This is a genomic window from Mesorhizobium sp. ZC-5, assembly GCF_025753855.1.
Lineage (GTDB): Bacteria > Pseudomonadota > Alphaproteobacteria > Rhizobiales > Rhizobiaceae > Neomesorhizobium.
This window is the reverse complement of sequence record NZ_JAOWPT010000006.1, coordinates 177,877-193,492: the sequence shown is the minus strand read 5'-3', so window position 1 is coordinate 193,492 and position 15,616 is coordinate 177,877. Positions and strand designations below refer to the sequence as shown.

The window sequence follows — 15,616 nt, the reverse complement described above, 5'->3', positions numbered from 1 at the left end:
CTCTGCCTGCCTCAACCGATCCGGATCTTGGTGTCGGAAATGAACTGGAACGCCGGAACCGCCAGGTTCTCGGGCGCCGGGCCTTTGCGAATACGGCCGGCGGTGTCGTAGTGCGAACCGTGGCACGGGCAGAACCAGCCGCCGAAATCACCCTGCTGGCCGAGCGGCACGCAGCCGAGATGGGTGCAGACGCCCACCATCACCAGCCAGTTTTCCTTGCCCTCGCCGGCCGAACGGTCGATGTCGGTCGCTTCGGCGTCGTTCTTCAGATTGGCGTTGCGGGCAACCGGATCCTTGAGTTCGGCCAGCGGCACTTCCTGTGCCGCCTTGATCTCGGCCGGCGTACGGTTGCGGATGAACACCGGCTTGCCGCGCCATTTGACCGTCAGCGACATGCCTTCCGTCACCGAGGCGACGTCCACCTCGACCGACGAGGCGGCGAGTGTCGAGGCATCGGGGCGCATCTGGTCGATGAAGGGCCAAGCAGCCGCTGCGACGCCGACGGCGGCGGCCGTCCCGGTGGCGATATACAAGAAATCGCGACGGTTGGGATCGATCGTATCGTTAGCGCTCACGGGGCCTGATCCTTTCGCCTCTTTCCGCCGATGGAAGAGCTTTCCGTTCAATGCTGCCAACCCGGTCGCGCACGGCAAAAGGGCCGGCGGACTCCCCCGGCATTCGGCGTTGGTTTATGCGTGAAGCCCGGCCTTGTCCAGACTGCAAAGTGTATGACGGCAGATTGTCGCGGGCGCTCTCGAAGCGTCGCGAAATCGGGCTGGTGAAACCGGAAAGACCGCAAGGCCGCCCCATCGATACAGCGCCGGCGCATTCAGTAGCGAGGCGCTGCAAGGCCGGCCTTTTACTTCGCCCCCAGCCTGACCAGCACCTCTTTCGGGATCGCGTATTCCCGGATGACGTCGTCATGCCGGCGAAGACCGCAGAGTTCGCGCTGGATGAACCAGGCATAGACCGCTTCGGCCGCCTCCCTGACCAGCGCGGTGCGGCCCTCGGCGCCGTGCTCATGTTGCTTGAGTCGCCGCAGGCAAATCTCGGCGCGTTCGCCGGCGCGGCCGAGCGCCGCCGCCTTCTCGGCCAGTATCTCGTAGCCGAGTGCATCGAAGCCGGTTTCGGCAAGCGAATTTGCGGAAAGATTCCCCGGTGGGCGAAGTGCCATGCTCATCCTCTTCGTTGCTTGCGGCCATTTCCTGCATCCTGGCCGCTCGCCTCCGGCCTCGCCGGCAGCCTCGACAGCGCGCTCCAGTCGGAAATATAGTCCGCGCCATGGCACATGTTATCAATCGCGACGAATGGGCGGCAACGCCCGAAGGCTGGAACGGCGAGTTGCAGGGCGGCGCTTACGGCGCCAACATCTGTGTGATCTTCAACATGCTGGACAAGCCGGGGGGCGGGCCGCGCCTGCACCGGCATCCTTATGCGGAAACCTTCATCATCCGGTTGGGTACCGGGCTGTTCACCGCCGGCGACCAGCAGATCACCGCGACGGCCGGCCAGATTCTGGTGGTGCCGCCGGACACGCCGCACAAATTCACCAATCTCGGCCCCGGACCGCTGGAAACCATCGACATCCACGAAAGCGGCAAATTCGACACCCACTGGCTGGAGTAGCGCCGACTATTCCGCCGCGATGCGGTCGGCCAGGAAACCGCCGGACTGGCGCTTCCACAGCTGCGCGTAAAGCCCGTTTTGCTCGATCAGCGCGTCGTGCGTGCCTTCCTCGACGATGCGGCCCTGGTCGATGACGATCAGCCGGTCGAGCGCCGCGATGGTCGAAAGCCGGTGCGCGATGGCGATCACCGTCTTGCCCTCCATCAGCCGGTAGAGGTTTTCCTGGATCGCCGCCTCGACCTCCGAATCCAGCGCCGAGGTCGCCTCGTCGAGAATCAGGATCGGCGCGTCCTTCAGCATCATGCGGGCAATCGCCACGCGCTGCCGCTGGCCACCCGAAAGCTTCACCCCGCGCTCGCCGACCTGCGCTTCATAGCCCTTGCGGCCGCGCGGATCCTCGACATTGGCGATGAAGTCGTGGGCGGCCGCGCGTTTCGCGGCATCGACGATCTCCGCTTCGGACGCGCCTTCGCGGCCATAGCCGATATTATCGCGGATCGAGCGATGCATCAGCATCGCTTCCTGGCTGACGACGCCGAACTGGGCTCGCAGCGAAGCCTGCGTAAGATCGCGGATATCGCGGCCGTCGATCAGGATACGCCCCTCCTCGACATCGAACAGGCGCAGCATGAGGTTGACGATGGTCGTCTTGCCGGCGCCCGACGGCCCGACCAGCGCGACACGCTCACCGGGCCGGATGTGCAGGTTCAGGCCGTCGATGACGCCACCTTCCTTGCCATAATGGAAGGAAACGTTCTCGAAACGGATATCGCCGGCCGAACGCGGCAGCGTGACGGCATCTTCGCCGTCGCGGATTGCCGGCGTCACCGAGATCGTGCGCGTGGCGTCCTGCACGGTGGCGTAGTTGCGAACCAGCCCGTTGATGTTGAACATCATCCAGCCCGACATCTGGTTGAGCCGGAACACCAGCCCCAGCGCCGCGGCAATGGCGCCGGTCGAAATGCTGCCGTTCGTCCAGTTGAGGACGGCGATCGCCGCGATGGTGCTCATCATGACGCCGTTGAGCACGGCGACCGACGAGCGCACCGTCGTCACCGCCCGCGTCAGCCGGACGACGGCGGTGAGGAAACCTTCCAGACCGTCCCGGATATAGGCATGCTCGCGGCGGCCGCTGTCGAACAGTTTCACCGCCACTATGTTGGTGAAGGCGTCGACCAGGCGGCCGTTGAAGATCGAGCGCTGGTCGGCTGTCTCGCGGCCGGCACGCCGCATCTCGGGCAGCAGGAACCACACGATGCCGGCGTAGCCGGCGAACCACAGCGCCACCACGACGCCCATCAGCGGGTCGAGCGAGACGAGGATGGTGATCGCCAGTATGACGAAGGTCAGGAACGACCACATGGTCTGCAACACGTTGATGATGAAGTCGCCGACAGCCTCGCCGCCCTGCATGATCTTGGTGGCGATGCGGCCGGCGAAATCATTCTGGTAGAAGCCGTAGGGCTGCTGGATGACGCGCCGGAATGCCTGCCAGCGCACCATCGAATAGAATCCGGGCACGATCACCTGCTGTTCGACGATGGCCGAGGCGATCATGACGACGGAACGCACCACGAGGATGAGCAGCAGCAGGCCGACGAGCGCCGGCCAATGATCGGCAAGAAGCGTTTGCGGCGATGACCTGTCGAGCAGGTCGATCAGCCAACCGACCGACCAGTACATCGCCGCGTCGACGGCGCCGGCAAGACCACCGGTGACGAGCAAGAGGAAGAAGGCGCCTTTCGCCTGGTTGGCGAAATAAAGGATGAAGCGCCACGCATCCTCGGGCAGCACTTCGCGATCCGTATCGTGGAACGGATCGATGGCCCCCTCGACGGAGCGCCAGATACGATCGCGGAAGCCGTCTTCGCTCACGCCGCGCCTTCCTGACTCAATACGTTAGGAGATTGAATCATCGTCTCAAATGCCCGAGTACATGCCCTTGTTCGGATTAGCTCTTTTCAAATCGGAAGGCGCCGGAAACGCCGCAGCGCTATCCGGCATCTCCACCGAATATAGGGGCATCGCCGCGGAAATTCCCGTTACCCTTTCGTAACGCCGCCACCCTGCCCGGGTTCACTCAGCAGCCTGCTCGACTAGATCCGTCGTCTCGTCATGCGGCAGGAAGCCACCTGACTGCCGCTGCCAGAGCTGGGCATAGAGCCCGCCCTTGGCGACCAGCGCATCGTGCGTGCCTTCCTCAATGACGCGGCCCTTGTCCATGACGACCAGCCGGTCCATGGCCGCGATGGTCGACAGCCGGTGCGCGATCGCGATCACCGTCTTGCCTTCCATCAGCCGGTAGAGGTTCTCCTGGATCGCCGCCTCGACCTCCGAATCCAGCGCCGAAGTGGCCTCGTCGAGAATTAGGATCGGCGCGTCCTTCAGCATGACGCGGGCAACCGCGATGCGCTGCCGCTGGCCGCCCGAAAGCTTGACGCCCCGCTCGCCGACATGCGCGTCGAAACCCCTGCGGCCCTTCGGATCGGACAGGGCAGCGATGAAATCGATCGCTTCGGCACGGCGCGCGGCCTCCAGCATCATCTCGTCGGTGGCGTCCGGCCGGCCGTAGAGGATGTTCTCGCGCACCGAACGATGCAGCAGCGACGTATCCTGCGTGACCATGCCGATCTTTGCGCGCAGGCTGTCCTGCGTCACCTTGGAGATGTCCTGCCCGTCGATCAGGATGCGGCCGCTTTCGAGGTCGTAGAAGCGCAGCAGCAGGTTGACGAGCGTCGACTTGCCCGCTCCCGAACGCCCGACCAGACCAACCTTTTCGCCCGGACGAACCACCAGCGACAAATCCTCGATAACACCCTTCCGCTTGCCGTAATGGAAACCGATGGCCTCGAACTCGATGTTCCCGCTGTTGACGACAATATCCTTGGCGCCGGGCCTGTCCTCGACCAGCCTCGGCAATGAAATCGAGCCGATGCCATCCTGAACCGTGCCGATGTTCTCGAACAGGCCGGACATCTCCCACATGACCCAATGCGACATGCCCCACATCCTGAGTACCAAGCCGATGACCACGGCGACCGCGCCGATCGAAACCAGTTGGCCGAGCCACAGCCAGATCGAGAGCGCGCTTACAGCCACCAGCAACGCAGCATTCAGCACGCCGAGAAGCACGAACAGGACCGTGACCAGCCGCATCGAGCGATAAACGGTATCGATGAAGCCGCTCATTCCGTCTCTCGCGTAGGCGGCCTCGCGTCTGGCGTGCGAAAACAGCTTTACCGTCTGGATGTTGGAGTAGCTGTCGGCGATGCGGCCCGTCATGGTCGAACGCGCGTCGGCCTGTTCCTGTCCCACCTTGCCAAGGCGCGGGATGAAATAGCGAAGCAAGAGGACGTAGCCGACCAGCCAGACCAGCATCGGCATCATCAGCCGCCAGTCGGCGGAACCCATCAGCACCAGGACGCTGATGAAATAGATGCTGACATAGTTCATAACCTCGAACAGCTTGATGATGATGTCGCGCACGGCGAGCGCCGTCTGCATCAGCTTCGTGGCGATGCGTCCGGCGAACTCGTCCTGGTAGAAGGTCATCGACTGCTTGAGCAGATAGCGGTGCACCTGCCAGCGGATGCGCATGGGATAATTGCCCATCACCGTCTGCTGGGTGAGCAACTGCCGGACCAGGTCGAGCACAGGCGACACGAGGAGCACGACGCAAGCCATGCCGGCCAGCTTCCAGCCCTCGGTCTGAAGGAAGGTTTCGCGGTTAGCATTGGACAGCCAGTCGACGATGCTGCCCATGAAGCCGAACAACCAGACTTCGATAACGGCGAGCATTGCCGACAGCACCGTCGAGACGATGATGTAAGGCCACGCGCCCTTCGTGTAGTGCAGGCAGAAGCCGATCAGCGTCTTCGGCGGCTCAACCGGCTCTTGCGGGGGAAACGGGTCGAGACGTTTTTCGAACCAGCGGAACATCTTCGATCTTTCAAATAGTCGGCAGAAAACGCGCCGCCTCAGGCGGCGCGCGGATGATCAAGGTCGGATGCTTCGCGCGCCGGCGAACGCTCCGCGGCGCGGCGCGATTCCATCCCGCCAATGTAGGTGACCGAAGCGTTTTTGCCGACAGGCTGTTCGCCGAATCCTGACAACGACGCGGCAGGAGCGATTTCAAGCGCCTCGACCGGTCCGGCGGCCGATCGCACGAAGTCGATCAGCCGTCGGATCAGCGGCCGGTGGTTCGGATCGGGTACGGCGAAAGCCGGGTCGACATCGGGCAGCATGCCGCGATGCGAACGGGCCACACGGTCGGCGGATACGCGACCGCGGCTTCGTTCACCGACAAACAGGGCCCAGGCAGCCAGCTTCATTTCGTGGACGCTGGTGGTGCCGGGAATGCGGAAATAGTCAAACATAATTACCTCCTGGAATTTGGAAGGCATAGGCAATGGCGGCCGAAACCTGGCACCGCGCCGGCAGGCGCGGCGGTGAGGTCGGCGGATCGGAAGCAGTTCTAGGCGGGGCTCTCAGCCCGCGTGGCGGTTTGGAAAACATCGGACGATTCCTTCGGAGACCGGGAAAAATTCCGGCGGGAATCGAGGCGATGAAGCTTTGAGAAAGTCAGGAAAAGCGTCGAACCGAAACCGCCGTCAGGCTGGAAGCCCGCCAGTTCGGCAGGCGAGATGAGCGATAAACATATGTTCCATGCCTGCCTCCGTCGGTTCGTGTTGACAATGCCGGCTCTATAACCGCATTCGCCCCTGAAGGCTACCGCAACGGAATGATTTTTCTCCGCCGACAGCACGACTGTTGCCGGATAGCCACAATTTAGCGAGGCATGAAATTGGCCAAAGGCATCCGCATCGCGCTCTACCAGCCGGACATTGCCGGCAACACCGGCACCATCCTGCGCATGGCCGCCTGTCTCGGTATTGGCGTCGACATCATCGAGCCGGCCGGCTTCGACAGCTCCGACCGCAACCTCAGGCGCGCCGGAATGGATTACCTCGAAATGGCGCAGCTTGCCCGGCATCTCGACTTCGCGCGCTTCGAGGAGTGGCGGCGTGGCGATGGCCGCCGGCTGGTGCTGCTTTCGACCAAAGCCGCCCTGCCCTACACGAAATTCGATTTCGCCGATGGCGACATACTGCTGTTCGGTCGCGAATCGGCCGGCGTGCCGGACAGCGTCCAGGACGTGGCCGACGCTCGCCTCGTCATCCCGATGAGGGGCGGCGGCCGCAGCCTCAACGTGGCGCTTGCCGCGGCGATGGTGGCCGGCGAGGCACTTCGCCAGTTCGACTGAACCGCGAGCACGACCAACTGCCCCAGCGAGCACGCGGAACAGCCCATCGACGAACCGGATCTGCGTGGCAACCTGGGTAAATTTCAGCATGGGAGTTCCTTCGGAGTGCGGCGAAGGCTCCTAACTACAAGTTAAAGTTAACTTTAGATCAAGAGGTTTCTGAAGACGAAGCCGGACCGCGAGATCGAAGTGCCTACCAGCGCCATTTGGCGGCGAAGAGCGCTCTGGAGGCGATTGTGATCGGTTTCGTGATGCCACTTCACGAACTCGTGAGGTGATCGGTCTACCGCTCGAGGGACGGGATTCCCAATTGTCGCGTGGGTGGGTCCCAAGTCATCAGCATGCACAATAAAGAGGGAGAAACCCCGTGCCGCGTCACCAAATGAAACGTCCCATGCCGCAGCGGCACTTCGTGCCATCGCGTGTGGCCGGCCAGATCGCCGACGACGGCGCCTTGCCTGGCGCCGACATGATCGAGGGTCTGCGTGACAGGCATCGGGCACGTTATGCCCTCGATTCAAAATCCGCCGTCTTGCGCACCGATGCAGCCGCGCCGTCCAGTCGCGCGACGCCCGGCCGCTTTTCCGCCGGAAGGCTGCTTTCTCCGGTTGCCGGCTGGCTTGCGCGCTGGTCGAGCCGTCGCGCGGAACGGCGCAGGCTTCGCCAGACCATGGACCAGCTCAGCCGCGCACCGAATGCCGTGCTCAGGGATCTCGGTGTCTCCAAGAGCGAAATCGCCTACCGCGTCCGTTTCGCGAAACGGCACGACCTGGATTAGCCGCGGTATCGCGATCAATCTGCCGTCGGCAGACGGCGGATAGTGAATTCGATGACATCGCCAGGCCGCTCGAACCAGCTCTCGATCTCGGTCCAGTAGGCCTGCTTCGGCCAGCGGTCGAACCATTCGCGGGCTTTTTGTCGCGCATCGGTGCGTGGCAGGACGAAAGTCTCGCGCAAGAAACCGTCGCGCGGCAGCCGGGCGCGTTCGGCGCGGGCCTCGTCGAGCCGCTTCTTCAGACCAGCAAGTGGTGGTCTCGCCGGGGTGCGCAACAAAGAACTCCTTGACCCATGCGTTTTAAAGATTAGGGATCGCGCCCGGAAAAGACGAGTCATTTGTGCGCGGCGGCCTCGGCCGCCGCCAATCAGAAGAACCGGAGACGGCGCATGGATCGCCCCGAAATCCCGGCGGGTTTGCCAGTGGACATCGAAGAGAAGAAAGCCAAGGCGAAGGCCTGGTTCGAAGGACTGCGCGACAAGATCTGCGCCACTTTCGAGAAGATCGAGGACAGCGTCACCGGGCCGCAATCCTCGTGGTCGCCGGGACGCTTCGAGAAGACGCCGTGGCAACGCGACGAAGGCAAGGGCGGCGGCGGCATCATGTCGATGCTGCATGGCCGCGTCTTCGAGAAGGTCGGCGTCCACACGTCGACTGTGTTTGGCGAATTCTCGCCCGAATTCCGCAAGCAGATGCCCGGTGCCGAGGAGGATCCGCGCTTCTGGGCCTCGGGCATTTCGCTGATCGCGCATCCGTGGAATCCGCATGTGCCGGCGGTGCACATGAACACCCGCATGGTGGTGACCTCGCGCCAGTGGTTCGGCGGCGGTGCCGACCTGACGCCGGTGCTCGACCGCCGCCGCACGCAGGACGATCCCGACACGCAGGCCTTCCACAAGGCGATGCAGTTCGCCTGCGACAAGAACGCCAAGGTCGCCGACTACGCCCGTCTGAGGGCCTGGTGCGACGAATATTTCTTCCTGCCGCACCGCAACGAGGCGCGCGGCATCGGCGGCATCTTCTACGACTGGCTGCATTCGCCGGAAGAAAACGGCGGCTGGGCCGCCGATTTCCGCTTCACCCAGGATGTCGGCCGCTCGTTCCTAGTGGTTTACAAGCACCTGGTCGAGGACAATTTCAACCGCAACTGGACCGATGCGGAACGCGATGAGCAGCTCATCCGCCGTGGGCGCTATGTCGAGTTCAACCTGCTCTACGACCGCGGCACGATTTTCGGCCTGAAGACCGGCGGCAACGTCGATTCCATTCTTTCCAGCCTACCGCCGGAAGTGAAGTGGGTGTGACGACGCTATTCCCGGCAGTACGACCTGAGCGCTGAAGGCGGCAGGTCGGCAAGTTCGGACAGGTTCATCGCATCAAGGGCCGGATGGGAAAGCGGATCGCGCAGCCAGCGCTCGCAAGCCGCTTCGGTGTCGGCCGCCAGCGGGCCAATATGGGTGGCGACGGCGCGGGCTGTCTCCAGCAGTCTGATAGAGATTTTCTCAAACATGGCTTCGGCCTTTCGATCTCCCGCCATTATTTGTTCCCTCCAACCCGCGCATTTCAATGGAGATTGCCGCGACGACGATATAGAAAAACTATATGAAGAACCTGAATCGGGTGCATCTCAACGGCCTGCGCGCGCTGGAAGCGGCCGGCCGGCTCGGCACGCTGCAGCGTACCGCCGATGAACTCGGCGTGTCGCCAGGCGCCGTCAGCCAGCAGATCATCAAGGCCGAGCGGCAGCTCGGGGCGACCATCTTCGAGCGGACGCCACGCGGCCTTGCGCCGACCCGCTCGGGCAGCGCCCTGCTCGCCCGCCTTTCCGCGGGATTTCGCGAACTCGACAAGGCGGTGGAACTGGCGTCCGGCCAGACCGAGGCGACGCTGACGATCTCGGTAGCACCGGTGTTCGCCTCGAAATGGCTGGTACCGCGTCTGGCCCGGTTCAGGAAACTGCATCCCGATATCCGGGTGCGCATCGACGCCTCGACCGAACTCATCGATCCCGACCGTTCCGATGTCGATCTCGGAATCCGGGTCGGCACCGGCAACTGGCCAAGGGTCAAGAAGGAATTCCTGCTGCCGCAGGAGGTGTTCCCCGTTTGCGCGCCCGAACTTGCGTTGCTGCTGAAGGAACCGGCCGATCTCGCCAACGTGCCGATCGTCCGCGACGCCAATTCCAACCTGAGCTGGGATCTCTGGCTGAAACCTTTCGGGCTGTCGGAAACGATGCTGGCGGCCGGCGACAGCTTTACCGACGCCGCGCTGTGCCTCGATGCGGCGATCACCGGGCAAGGCGTCATGCTGGCCTGGCAGACGCTCGCCTTCGACGCGCTCGCTTCCGGGCTGGTGGTCGCGCCATTCCGCGAGCGCTTCCATTCCGGCTTCGGCTATTTCCTCATCACCTCGGCAACGCAAAGCGAGCCGAGGAAGATTTCGAAGTTCCGCGATTGGCTGAAGGCCGAAATCGCGGCAAGCGAGGAACGGCTGGCTCGCTAAAGCCGCCGGCATCGACCGCTTTATCGGATGGTCAGCACACGCGTCCTGAAAAGCGCCTCCAGCCACTCGACAATCTGCTGGCCTGGAAGACACCGGTCAATCGGCGAGTTGCTTCGCGCAAATGTCGCGAACACACCCGCGCAGCCAGCGATGGGCGGGGTCGGCGTCCAGCCGCGGATGCCAGAGCAATGAAACCGTCACCTCGGGCAGGGAAACCGGCAGAGGGAAACTGAACATCCCATCGCGCAGGTTTCCCGTATAGCGTTCGGGAACGCTGGCGATCAGGTCCGAGGCGCGCGCCATGGCAAGTGCTTCCGAAAAGCCCGCAACCACCGTCACAATCTCCCGCTTCAGCCCCAACGGCTCCAGGGCATCGTCCACCGGTCCGCTGTCGAGTCCGCGGCGGGAAACGAGGATATGCCGGCCGGCTGCGTAACGGGTGGGCGTCATCTCACCGCGGCTGAGTTCGTGCCCCGTCCGCACGACACCGATGAAACGGTCGCGAAACAGGGCCTGCGCACGCACCTCCGGGCCGGTCGTCTTTCCCACCACGCCGGTTTCCAGATCGACGTCCCCGCCGCGAAGCGGCGCGCTGTCCCTGTCCGGCTTCTGCACGAAGCGCAGGCGGACCCCCGGCGCCATCCCGCCGACGCGCGCCACGAGATCCGGTCCGAAATTCTCGACAAAGCCGTCCCTGTTTCTGAGTGTGAATGTTCGCACGAGCCGCTTCAGATCGAGGCTCTCGGCAGGGCGCAGCATGGCTTCGGCGTTCTCGACGAGTTGGCCGACCCGCTCGCGCAGTTCGAGCGCGCGCGGCGTTGGAACGAGACCGCGCCCGGCCCGGACCAACAGCGGATCGCCGGTTGTCTCGCGCAATCGTGCCAGCGCCCGGCTCATCGCGGATTGGCTCAGCCGCAACCGTTCGGCGGCGCGCGCCACGCTACCCTCGGTGAGGAGCACATCGAGGGTGACAAGCAGGTTGAGATCGGGCCTCGCCATACGCTGACCATAACACGGATTGGCAAACGATGTAGCGTCAAACACATGAATAACATGCAAATGATGCGTATTCCGCCATATCAGGCGACAGATTAGATATCAGGCAGTTCCCAGTGTTGGGGATCGTTGGAAAGGAGGTTGTGGTGAAATCGATCATTGCCGGAAAGGACAATACACCAGTAGAGGGCGCAGAACGGCCGATCCTATGGGCACTCGCCGCTCTTTCGCTTTCCATATTGCTGTCCGCGCTGGGCACCAGCATCGCCAATATCGGTTTGCCGACGCTGACGCAGGCGTTCGGTGCCTCGTTCCAGGAGGTCCAATGGGTCGTCCTTGCCTATCTGCTGGCCATCACCACCCTGATCGTCGGTGTTGGGCGGCTCGGTGACATTGCGGGCCGCAGGCGGCTGCTGCTTGCCGGAATCGCCCTGTTTACGGCGGCCTCGTCCTTGAGCGGCCTTGCGCCAGCGCTCTGGCTGTTGATTGCCGCCCGTGCGGTGCAGGGCCTTGGTGCGGCTATCATGATGGCCCTTGCCATGGCCTTTGTCGGCGACATCGTTGCCAAGGAAAGAACCGGCAGTGCGATGGGACTGCTCGGAACGATGTCGGCGATCGGCACCGCTCTCGGCCCATCGCTCGGCGGTCTGCTGATCGCCGGTTTCGGCTGGCGGGCGATCTTTCTCATCAACCTGCCGCTGGGTCTCCTGGCTTTTTATCTCGTATATCGCCACCTGCCCGCGGACGGCCGAAAGCCAGCGGACGAACAAGCCGGCTTCGACATTCAGGGCACGCTGCTGCTTGCCCTGACGCTCGCCGCCTACGCGCTCGCCATGACGATCGGGCGCGGGAATTTCGGTCCGCTCAACCTGATCCTGTTGGCGGCTGCTTTGTTGGGAGCCGGGCTCTTCGCGTTTGCCCAGACGAAAACAAAGTCGCCCTTGATCCATCTGGCAATGTTCCGCGATGCAGTACTGGGCGCCGGCTTCGCCACCAGCGCGCTCGTCTCGACGGTCATGATGGCGACGCTCGTTGTCGGGCCGTTCTATCTCTCTCGCACACTCGGGCTCGACGCGGCACTTGTTGGTATGGTCATGTCGGTCGGTCCGATGATCTCTGCGCTGAGCGGTGTCGCGGCTGGCCGTATTGTCGACCGTCTGGGCGCGCCGCTCATAATCACCATCGGGCTCATCCAGATGGCGGCAGGTGCATTTGCTCTATCCGTAATTCCGGCCGCATTCGGCATTGTTGGCTACATTGTCGCGATCGTTGTCCTGACTCCCGGTTACCAACTGTTCCAGGCTGCCAACAACACCGCCGTTATGACGGACATCCGCCCAGATCGGAGGGGCGTCATGTCCGGGATGCTCAACCTATCGCGCAATCTCGGGCTCATCACCGGCGCATCCGTCATGGGCGCCGTGTTCGCGTTCGCGGCCGGGACAAGCGACATCGCAACGGCATCCCCCGAAGCCGTCGCCACGGGAATGCGGATCACGTTCGCGGTTGCAACTGCCCTGATCGTTGGTGCGTTCGTCGTGGCGGTTGCCAGCCGGGCACACATGGCACGCATCCTGCTGCCGGAAGACCGGTCATGACACCGCAAGCCGATCGGTGATATGAGAACTCGCCACTGCCCCAAGCTTGGCTGATTCAACTCAGGCGGGTTGGGACGACACGCCGCACCGGGGATAGCGGAAAGAAAAAGCCTTTCCGCGGGAGTGCGGCTTAACGTAGCGGCAGGTCGTGCCGCCATCGTGCCACAATGGTGAAAAATCACCGCCGAATAAGGCAACCAGTGGCGAAGGAAATTTCTTTTTCGTCTAATATCCCATTGAGATCACAAGTCTATTTCTACTGCGGGGCCGGGAAACGCCGGCGGTTCTTCTTCCCTCGAGGAACCGTGACACGACGTGACCGGACGGCCCTTATCCCTGCGGGCAAAAGCCGGAAGGGACTATGCCCGCCATCAGGAGTGATCGCCAATGCGCACGCTTCTCATTCCGGCAGCCGCCGCTGCCATCCTCGCCACCTCCGCTTTCGCCTTTGCCGCCGCGCAGCACGCGACCGGCACGATCAAGGCCTATGACAGCAAGGCGATGACGCTGACGCTGGCCGACGGCTCGATGTACTCGCTGCCGAAGACCTTCAAGAGCCCCGGCCTCAAGGCCGGCGAGAAGGTCTCGGTCAACTGGCAAAAGAGCGGTTCGAAGAAGATCGCCGACCAGGTGACCCTCGTCAGATGACCGGTTGACGTGATGTCGGGCGGAGGCTGCAGCTCCGCCCCCGGCAGCTTTTGTGCAACCGCTTTTGCCCCTTTTGTGTTATGCTGAAGTCCGTGACCAGAACGAAGAAGGGAGAAACCCGATGAAGGAATTTCACTGTGGGACCCTCGTCCCCGGCTGCGACTGGCACACCCGCCACGAGGAAGAAGCCGAGATCATGCGTCGCGCCGCCGAACACATGCGCGAAACGCATGGCGAGACGATCATCCGCGAGACGATGATCGAAGCGATCCGCTCGCGCATCGAGAAGGTTCGCGACGCGGCCTGACCGGATCAGTTTTTCAGGATTTCCGCGGCGCGTTCAAGCAATGCGCTGCGGTCGAGCATGAAGCCGGATTCGACCCAGATCGTTTCGAGCTTCTTCAACGCGCCGCCCAGTTCCTTGCCTTGCTTCATTCCCAGTTCGGCGAGATCGGTCCCCCTGAGCGGAAACTCGGGCCTTCGCCATTTTTCCGTATAGGCAAGCAGGCGGGAGTAGCCGCCAGCTTCGACCAGCGCCTGGTTGTCTTCGACCGCCTTGGTCCGTGCCGAGGCGAGTGACAGCCGCAGCCGGTCGATGAATCCCTGCTTCTTTCCATTGTAGAGTTTTTTCGCCAGTTCGGCTTCGCTGGCACTTGGGCTGACAGCCTCCGTCGAAGCCCAGTCGCACAGACGCTCGGCCGCGGCATTGGAGAGCCGCAACCTTTCCCCAAGAGCCATCATCCGCATGTCATCCGGCGGCACGATGGCCTCCAGCCTGAGCAACGGATCAGACTGCCAGCCGAGATCCTTCTCCGCCTTCACCAGCCCGTGGATGGCATCGATGCCCCACTTCTCGCTTTCCGGCAGCACTTTCGTCAGCACGCCCGCCTGCCTCATCCACAACAACGCGCGCGCCGGATCGGGGGCGGACAGCAGCTTTTTCAGTTCGGTCCACACCCGTTCGACCGAAAGCTGGTCGAGGCCGTCCTTCAGCCGCGCGCATGCTTTCAGCCCTTCGGCATCAGGTCGGCCGGAACCGTACCAGGCGAAGAAACGGAAGAAGCGGAGGATGCGCAGATAGTCCTCGCGGATACGGATCTCGGGATCGCCGATGAAACGCAGCGTGCGGCTTTCGAGATCGGCGAGCCCGCCGACAAGATCGACCACCGTCCCGTCGGCTTCGGCATAAAGTCCGTTGATGGTGAAATCGCGCCGCTCGGCATCGCGCTTCCAGTCGCGGCCGAACAGCACCTTGGCGCGGCGGCCGTCGGTCTCGATGTCAGCCCGCAGCGTGGTCACCTCGTACGGCTTGCCATGCGCGATGACGGTGATGGTGCCGTGCTCTGCACCAGTCGGAACGGCCTTGAAACCAGCCGCTTCGACGCGCCGCACGGTTTCATCGGGGTGATTGGTGGTGGCGATGTCGATGTCGCTGACCGGCTGGCCGAGCAGCGTGTTGCGCACCGCGCCGCCAGCCAGCCTTGATTCTTCACCGGAGGCGGAGAGAACACCGAGAAGCCGTTGAAGCGATTCGTCTTTCAGCCAGCTGGCGGAAGCGATCGAGGTAGGCTTCGTCACGTGTAGAGCCTCTCGTAGAGGGTGCGGATGATGCCCGCGGTCACGCCCCATATGTAACGCTCGCCGAACGGCATCGTGTAGAAGAAGCGCTCCCTGTCCTGCCAGATGCGGCTCTCGCGCCGGTGGTTGGCCGGATCCATCAGGAAGGCCAGCGGCACCTCGAAGGCATCGTCCACCTCATCCTCGTTGATGGTCAGGAAATAGTCGGGCCGCACGATGCCGAGCACCGGTGCGATGCGGTAGCCGCTGCCGGTGACATAGTCCGGCATGCGCCCGACCACCTCGATGTCGGCGGCGCCGAGGCCGATTTCCTCGAGGGTCTCGCGCACCGCGGCGTCTTCCGGCGAAGCGTCGGTCGGGTCGATGGCGCCGCCCGGAAAGGCGACCTGGCCGGAATGGCTGCGCAGCTTTTCGGTACGCTTGGTCAACAGCACATTGGCCTCACCGCCATGGTCGACGATGGGGATCAGCACTGCCGCGTCGCGCAAATTCGGCCGCACGATCAGATGACGCAGATCGGGATTGAGCCGATGGTCGCCATAGTCGGTATCGGCGTCGCCGCCTTTCTGGCGGGTGGCGCGCAGCCGGAAATCGCTGGCGGAAAACGGCTTGGCCGCGATAGCATCCATG

The 15,616-nt window shown here is 63.2% G+C and carries 18 protein-coding genes; 8 read left to right on the top strand and 10 right to left on the bottom strand.

What is annotated here, in order from left to right; translation table 11 throughout:
* Nucleotides 1–11 precede the first annotated feature (11 nt).
* Nucleotides 12–575, bottom strand: a complete 564-nt coding sequence (gene petA / locus OHD58_RS18370) for a ubiquinol-cytochrome c reductase iron-sulfur subunit (RefSeq protein ID WP_263804863.1) — start codon at nucleotides 573–575, stop codon at nucleotides 12–14.
* A 284-nt stretch (nucleotides 576–859) separates the two neighbouring features.
* Nucleotides 860–1,174, bottom strand: coding sequence for a DUF6665 family protein (locus OHD58_RS18365; protein WP_263804862.1), 315 nt, complete (start codon nucleotides 1,172–1,174; stop codon nucleotides 860–862).
* A 107-nt stretch (nucleotides 1,175–1,281) separates the two neighbouring features.
* Here OHD58_RS18365 and OHD58_RS18360 point away from each other — a divergent pair, with 107 nt between their 5' ends.
* The gene (locus OHD58_RS18360; RefSeq protein ID WP_263804861.1) at nucleotides 1,282–1,626 is read left to right on the top strand and encodes a cupin domain-containing protein; all 345 of its coding nucleotides are present in this window, start codon (nucleotides 1,282–1,284) and stop codon (nucleotides 1,624–1,626) included.
* 6 nt (nucleotides 1,627–1,632) lie between these two features.
* On the opposite strand, the gene OHD58_RS18355 is transcribed toward OHD58_RS18360, so the two are convergent.
* The 3 genes from OHD58_RS18355 to OHD58_RS18345 all read right to left on the bottom strand — a co-directional run bounded on the left by OHD58_RS18355 (nucleotide 1,633) and on the right by OHD58_RS18345 (nucleotide 6,002).
* Nucleotides 1,633–3,501: an ABC transporter ATP-binding protein gene (locus OHD58_RS18355; protein ID WP_263804860.1), complete on the bottom strand. Its 1,869-nt coding sequence runs from the start codon at nucleotides 3,499–3,501 to the stop codon at nucleotides 1,633–1,635.
* Between the two features lie 201 nt (nucleotides 3,502–3,702).
* Nucleotides 3,703–5,565 carry an ABC transporter ATP-binding protein gene (locus OHD58_RS18350; RefSeq protein WP_263804859.1) on the bottom strand — a complete coding sequence of 621 codons (1,863 nt, stop codon included), beginning with the start codon at nucleotides 5,563–5,565 and terminating at the stop codon, nucleotides 3,703–3,705.
* Nucleotides 5,566–5,603: 38 nt separating this feature from the next.
* A complete protein-coding gene (locus tag OHD58_RS18345) occupies nucleotides 5,604–6,002 on the bottom strand; it encodes a hypothetical protein (protein WP_263804858.1) in 399 nt (132 codons plus the stop codon).
* Between the two features lie 422 nt (nucleotides 6,003–6,424).
* Between OHD58_RS18345 and OHD58_RS18340 the strand changes: the two genes are divergently transcribed.
* Together OHD58_RS18340 and OHD58_RS18335 are read left to right on the top strand one after the other, a co-directional pair.
* Nucleotides 6,425–6,889, top strand: coding sequence for a tRNA (cytidine(34)-2'-O)-methyltransferase (locus OHD58_RS18340; RefSeq protein WP_412177239.1), 465 nt, complete (start codon nucleotides 6,425–6,427; stop codon nucleotides 6,887–6,889).
* Between the two features lie 367 nt (nucleotides 6,890–7,256).
* Nucleotides 7,257–7,667 (top strand): hypothetical protein, encoded by a 411-nt coding sequence (locus OHD58_RS18335; RefSeq protein ID WP_263804857.1) that lies wholly within the window; start codon nucleotides 7,257–7,259, stop codon nucleotides 7,665–7,667.
* 14 nt (nucleotides 7,668–7,681) lie between these two features.
* Here OHD58_RS18335 and OHD58_RS18330 read toward each other — a convergent pair whose 3' ends face one another.
* Nucleotides 7,682–7,939, bottom strand: coding sequence for a hypothetical protein (locus tag OHD58_RS18330; protein ID WP_263804856.1), 258 nt, complete (start codon nucleotides 7,937–7,939; stop codon nucleotides 7,682–7,684).
* A gap of 114 nt (nucleotides 7,940–8,053) precedes the next feature.
* Here OHD58_RS18330 and hemF point away from each other — a divergent pair, with 114 nt between their 5' ends.
* Nucleotides 8,054–8,968 carry an oxygen-dependent coproporphyrinogen oxidase gene (gene hemF, locus OHD58_RS18325; RefSeq protein ID WP_263804855.1) on the top strand — a complete coding sequence of 305 codons (915 nt, stop codon included), beginning with the start codon at nucleotides 8,054–8,056 and terminating at the stop codon, nucleotides 8,966–8,968.
* Between the two features lie 5 nt (nucleotides 8,969–8,973).
* Here the strand turns inward: hemF and OHD58_RS18320 are convergent, their stop codons facing one another.
* On the bottom strand, nucleotides 8,974–9,174 hold the full coding sequence (locus OHD58_RS18320) for a hypothetical protein (protein ID WP_263804854.1): 201 nt from the start codon (nucleotides 9,172–9,174) through the stop codon (nucleotides 8,974–8,976).
* A 92-nt stretch (nucleotides 9,175–9,266) separates the two neighbouring features.
* Between OHD58_RS18320 and OHD58_RS18315 the strand changes: the two genes are divergently transcribed.
* Nucleotides 9,267–10,166 (top strand): LysR substrate-binding domain-containing protein, encoded by a 900-nt coding sequence (locus tag OHD58_RS18315; RefSeq protein ID WP_263804853.1) that lies wholly within the window; start codon nucleotides 9,267–9,269, stop codon nucleotides 10,164–10,166.
* Nucleotides 10,167–10,262: 96 nt separating this feature from the next.
* Here the strand turns inward: OHD58_RS18315 and OHD58_RS18310 are convergent, their stop codons facing one another.
* Nucleotides 10,263–11,165 carry a LysR family transcriptional regulator gene (locus OHD58_RS18310; protein ID WP_263804852.1) on the bottom strand — a complete coding sequence of 301 codons (903 nt, stop codon included), beginning with the start codon at nucleotides 11,163–11,165 and terminating at the stop codon, nucleotides 10,263–10,265.
* Nucleotides 11,166–11,317: 152 nt separating this feature from the next.
* On the opposite strand from OHD58_RS18310, the gene OHD58_RS18305 reads away from it, so the two are divergent.
* The 3 genes from OHD58_RS18305 to OHD58_RS18295 all read left to right on the top strand — a co-directional run bounded on the left by OHD58_RS18305 (nucleotide 11,318) and on the right by OHD58_RS18295 (nucleotide 13,715).
* Complete coding sequence (locus OHD58_RS18305) at nucleotides 11,318–12,760, top strand: MFS transporter (RefSeq protein WP_263804940.1); 1,443 nt, start codon at nucleotides 11,318–11,320, stop codon at nucleotides 12,758–12,760.
* A gap of 387 nt (nucleotides 12,761–13,147) precedes the next feature.
* A complete protein-coding gene (locus OHD58_RS18300; protein ID WP_263804851.1) occupies nucleotides 13,148–13,408 on the top strand; it encodes a DUF1344 domain-containing protein in 261 nt (86 codons plus the stop codon).
* Nucleotides 13,409–13,529: 121 nt separating this feature from the next.
* On the top strand, nucleotides 13,530–13,715 hold the full coding sequence (locus OHD58_RS18295) for a DUF1059 domain-containing protein (protein ID WP_263804850.1): 186 nt from the start codon (nucleotides 13,530–13,532) through the stop codon (nucleotides 13,713–13,715).
* A gap of 5 nt (nucleotides 13,716–13,720) precedes the next feature.
* Here OHD58_RS18295 and OHD58_RS18290 read toward each other — a convergent pair whose 3' ends face one another.
* Nucleotides 13,721–14,986, bottom strand: a complete 1,266-nt coding sequence (locus OHD58_RS18290) for a CCA tRNA nucleotidyltransferase (RefSeq protein WP_263804849.1) — start codon at nucleotides 14,984–14,986, stop codon at nucleotides 13,721–13,723.
* Nucleotides 14,983–15,615, bottom strand: coding sequence for a CoA pyrophosphatase (locus OHD58_RS18285; RefSeq protein WP_263804848.1), 633 nt, complete (start codon nucleotides 15,613–15,615; stop codon nucleotides 14,983–14,985). Before OHD58_RS18285 ends, OHD58_RS18290 begins: the two co-directional genes overlap by 4 nt.
* Nucleotide 15,616 lies beyond the last annotated feature (1 nt).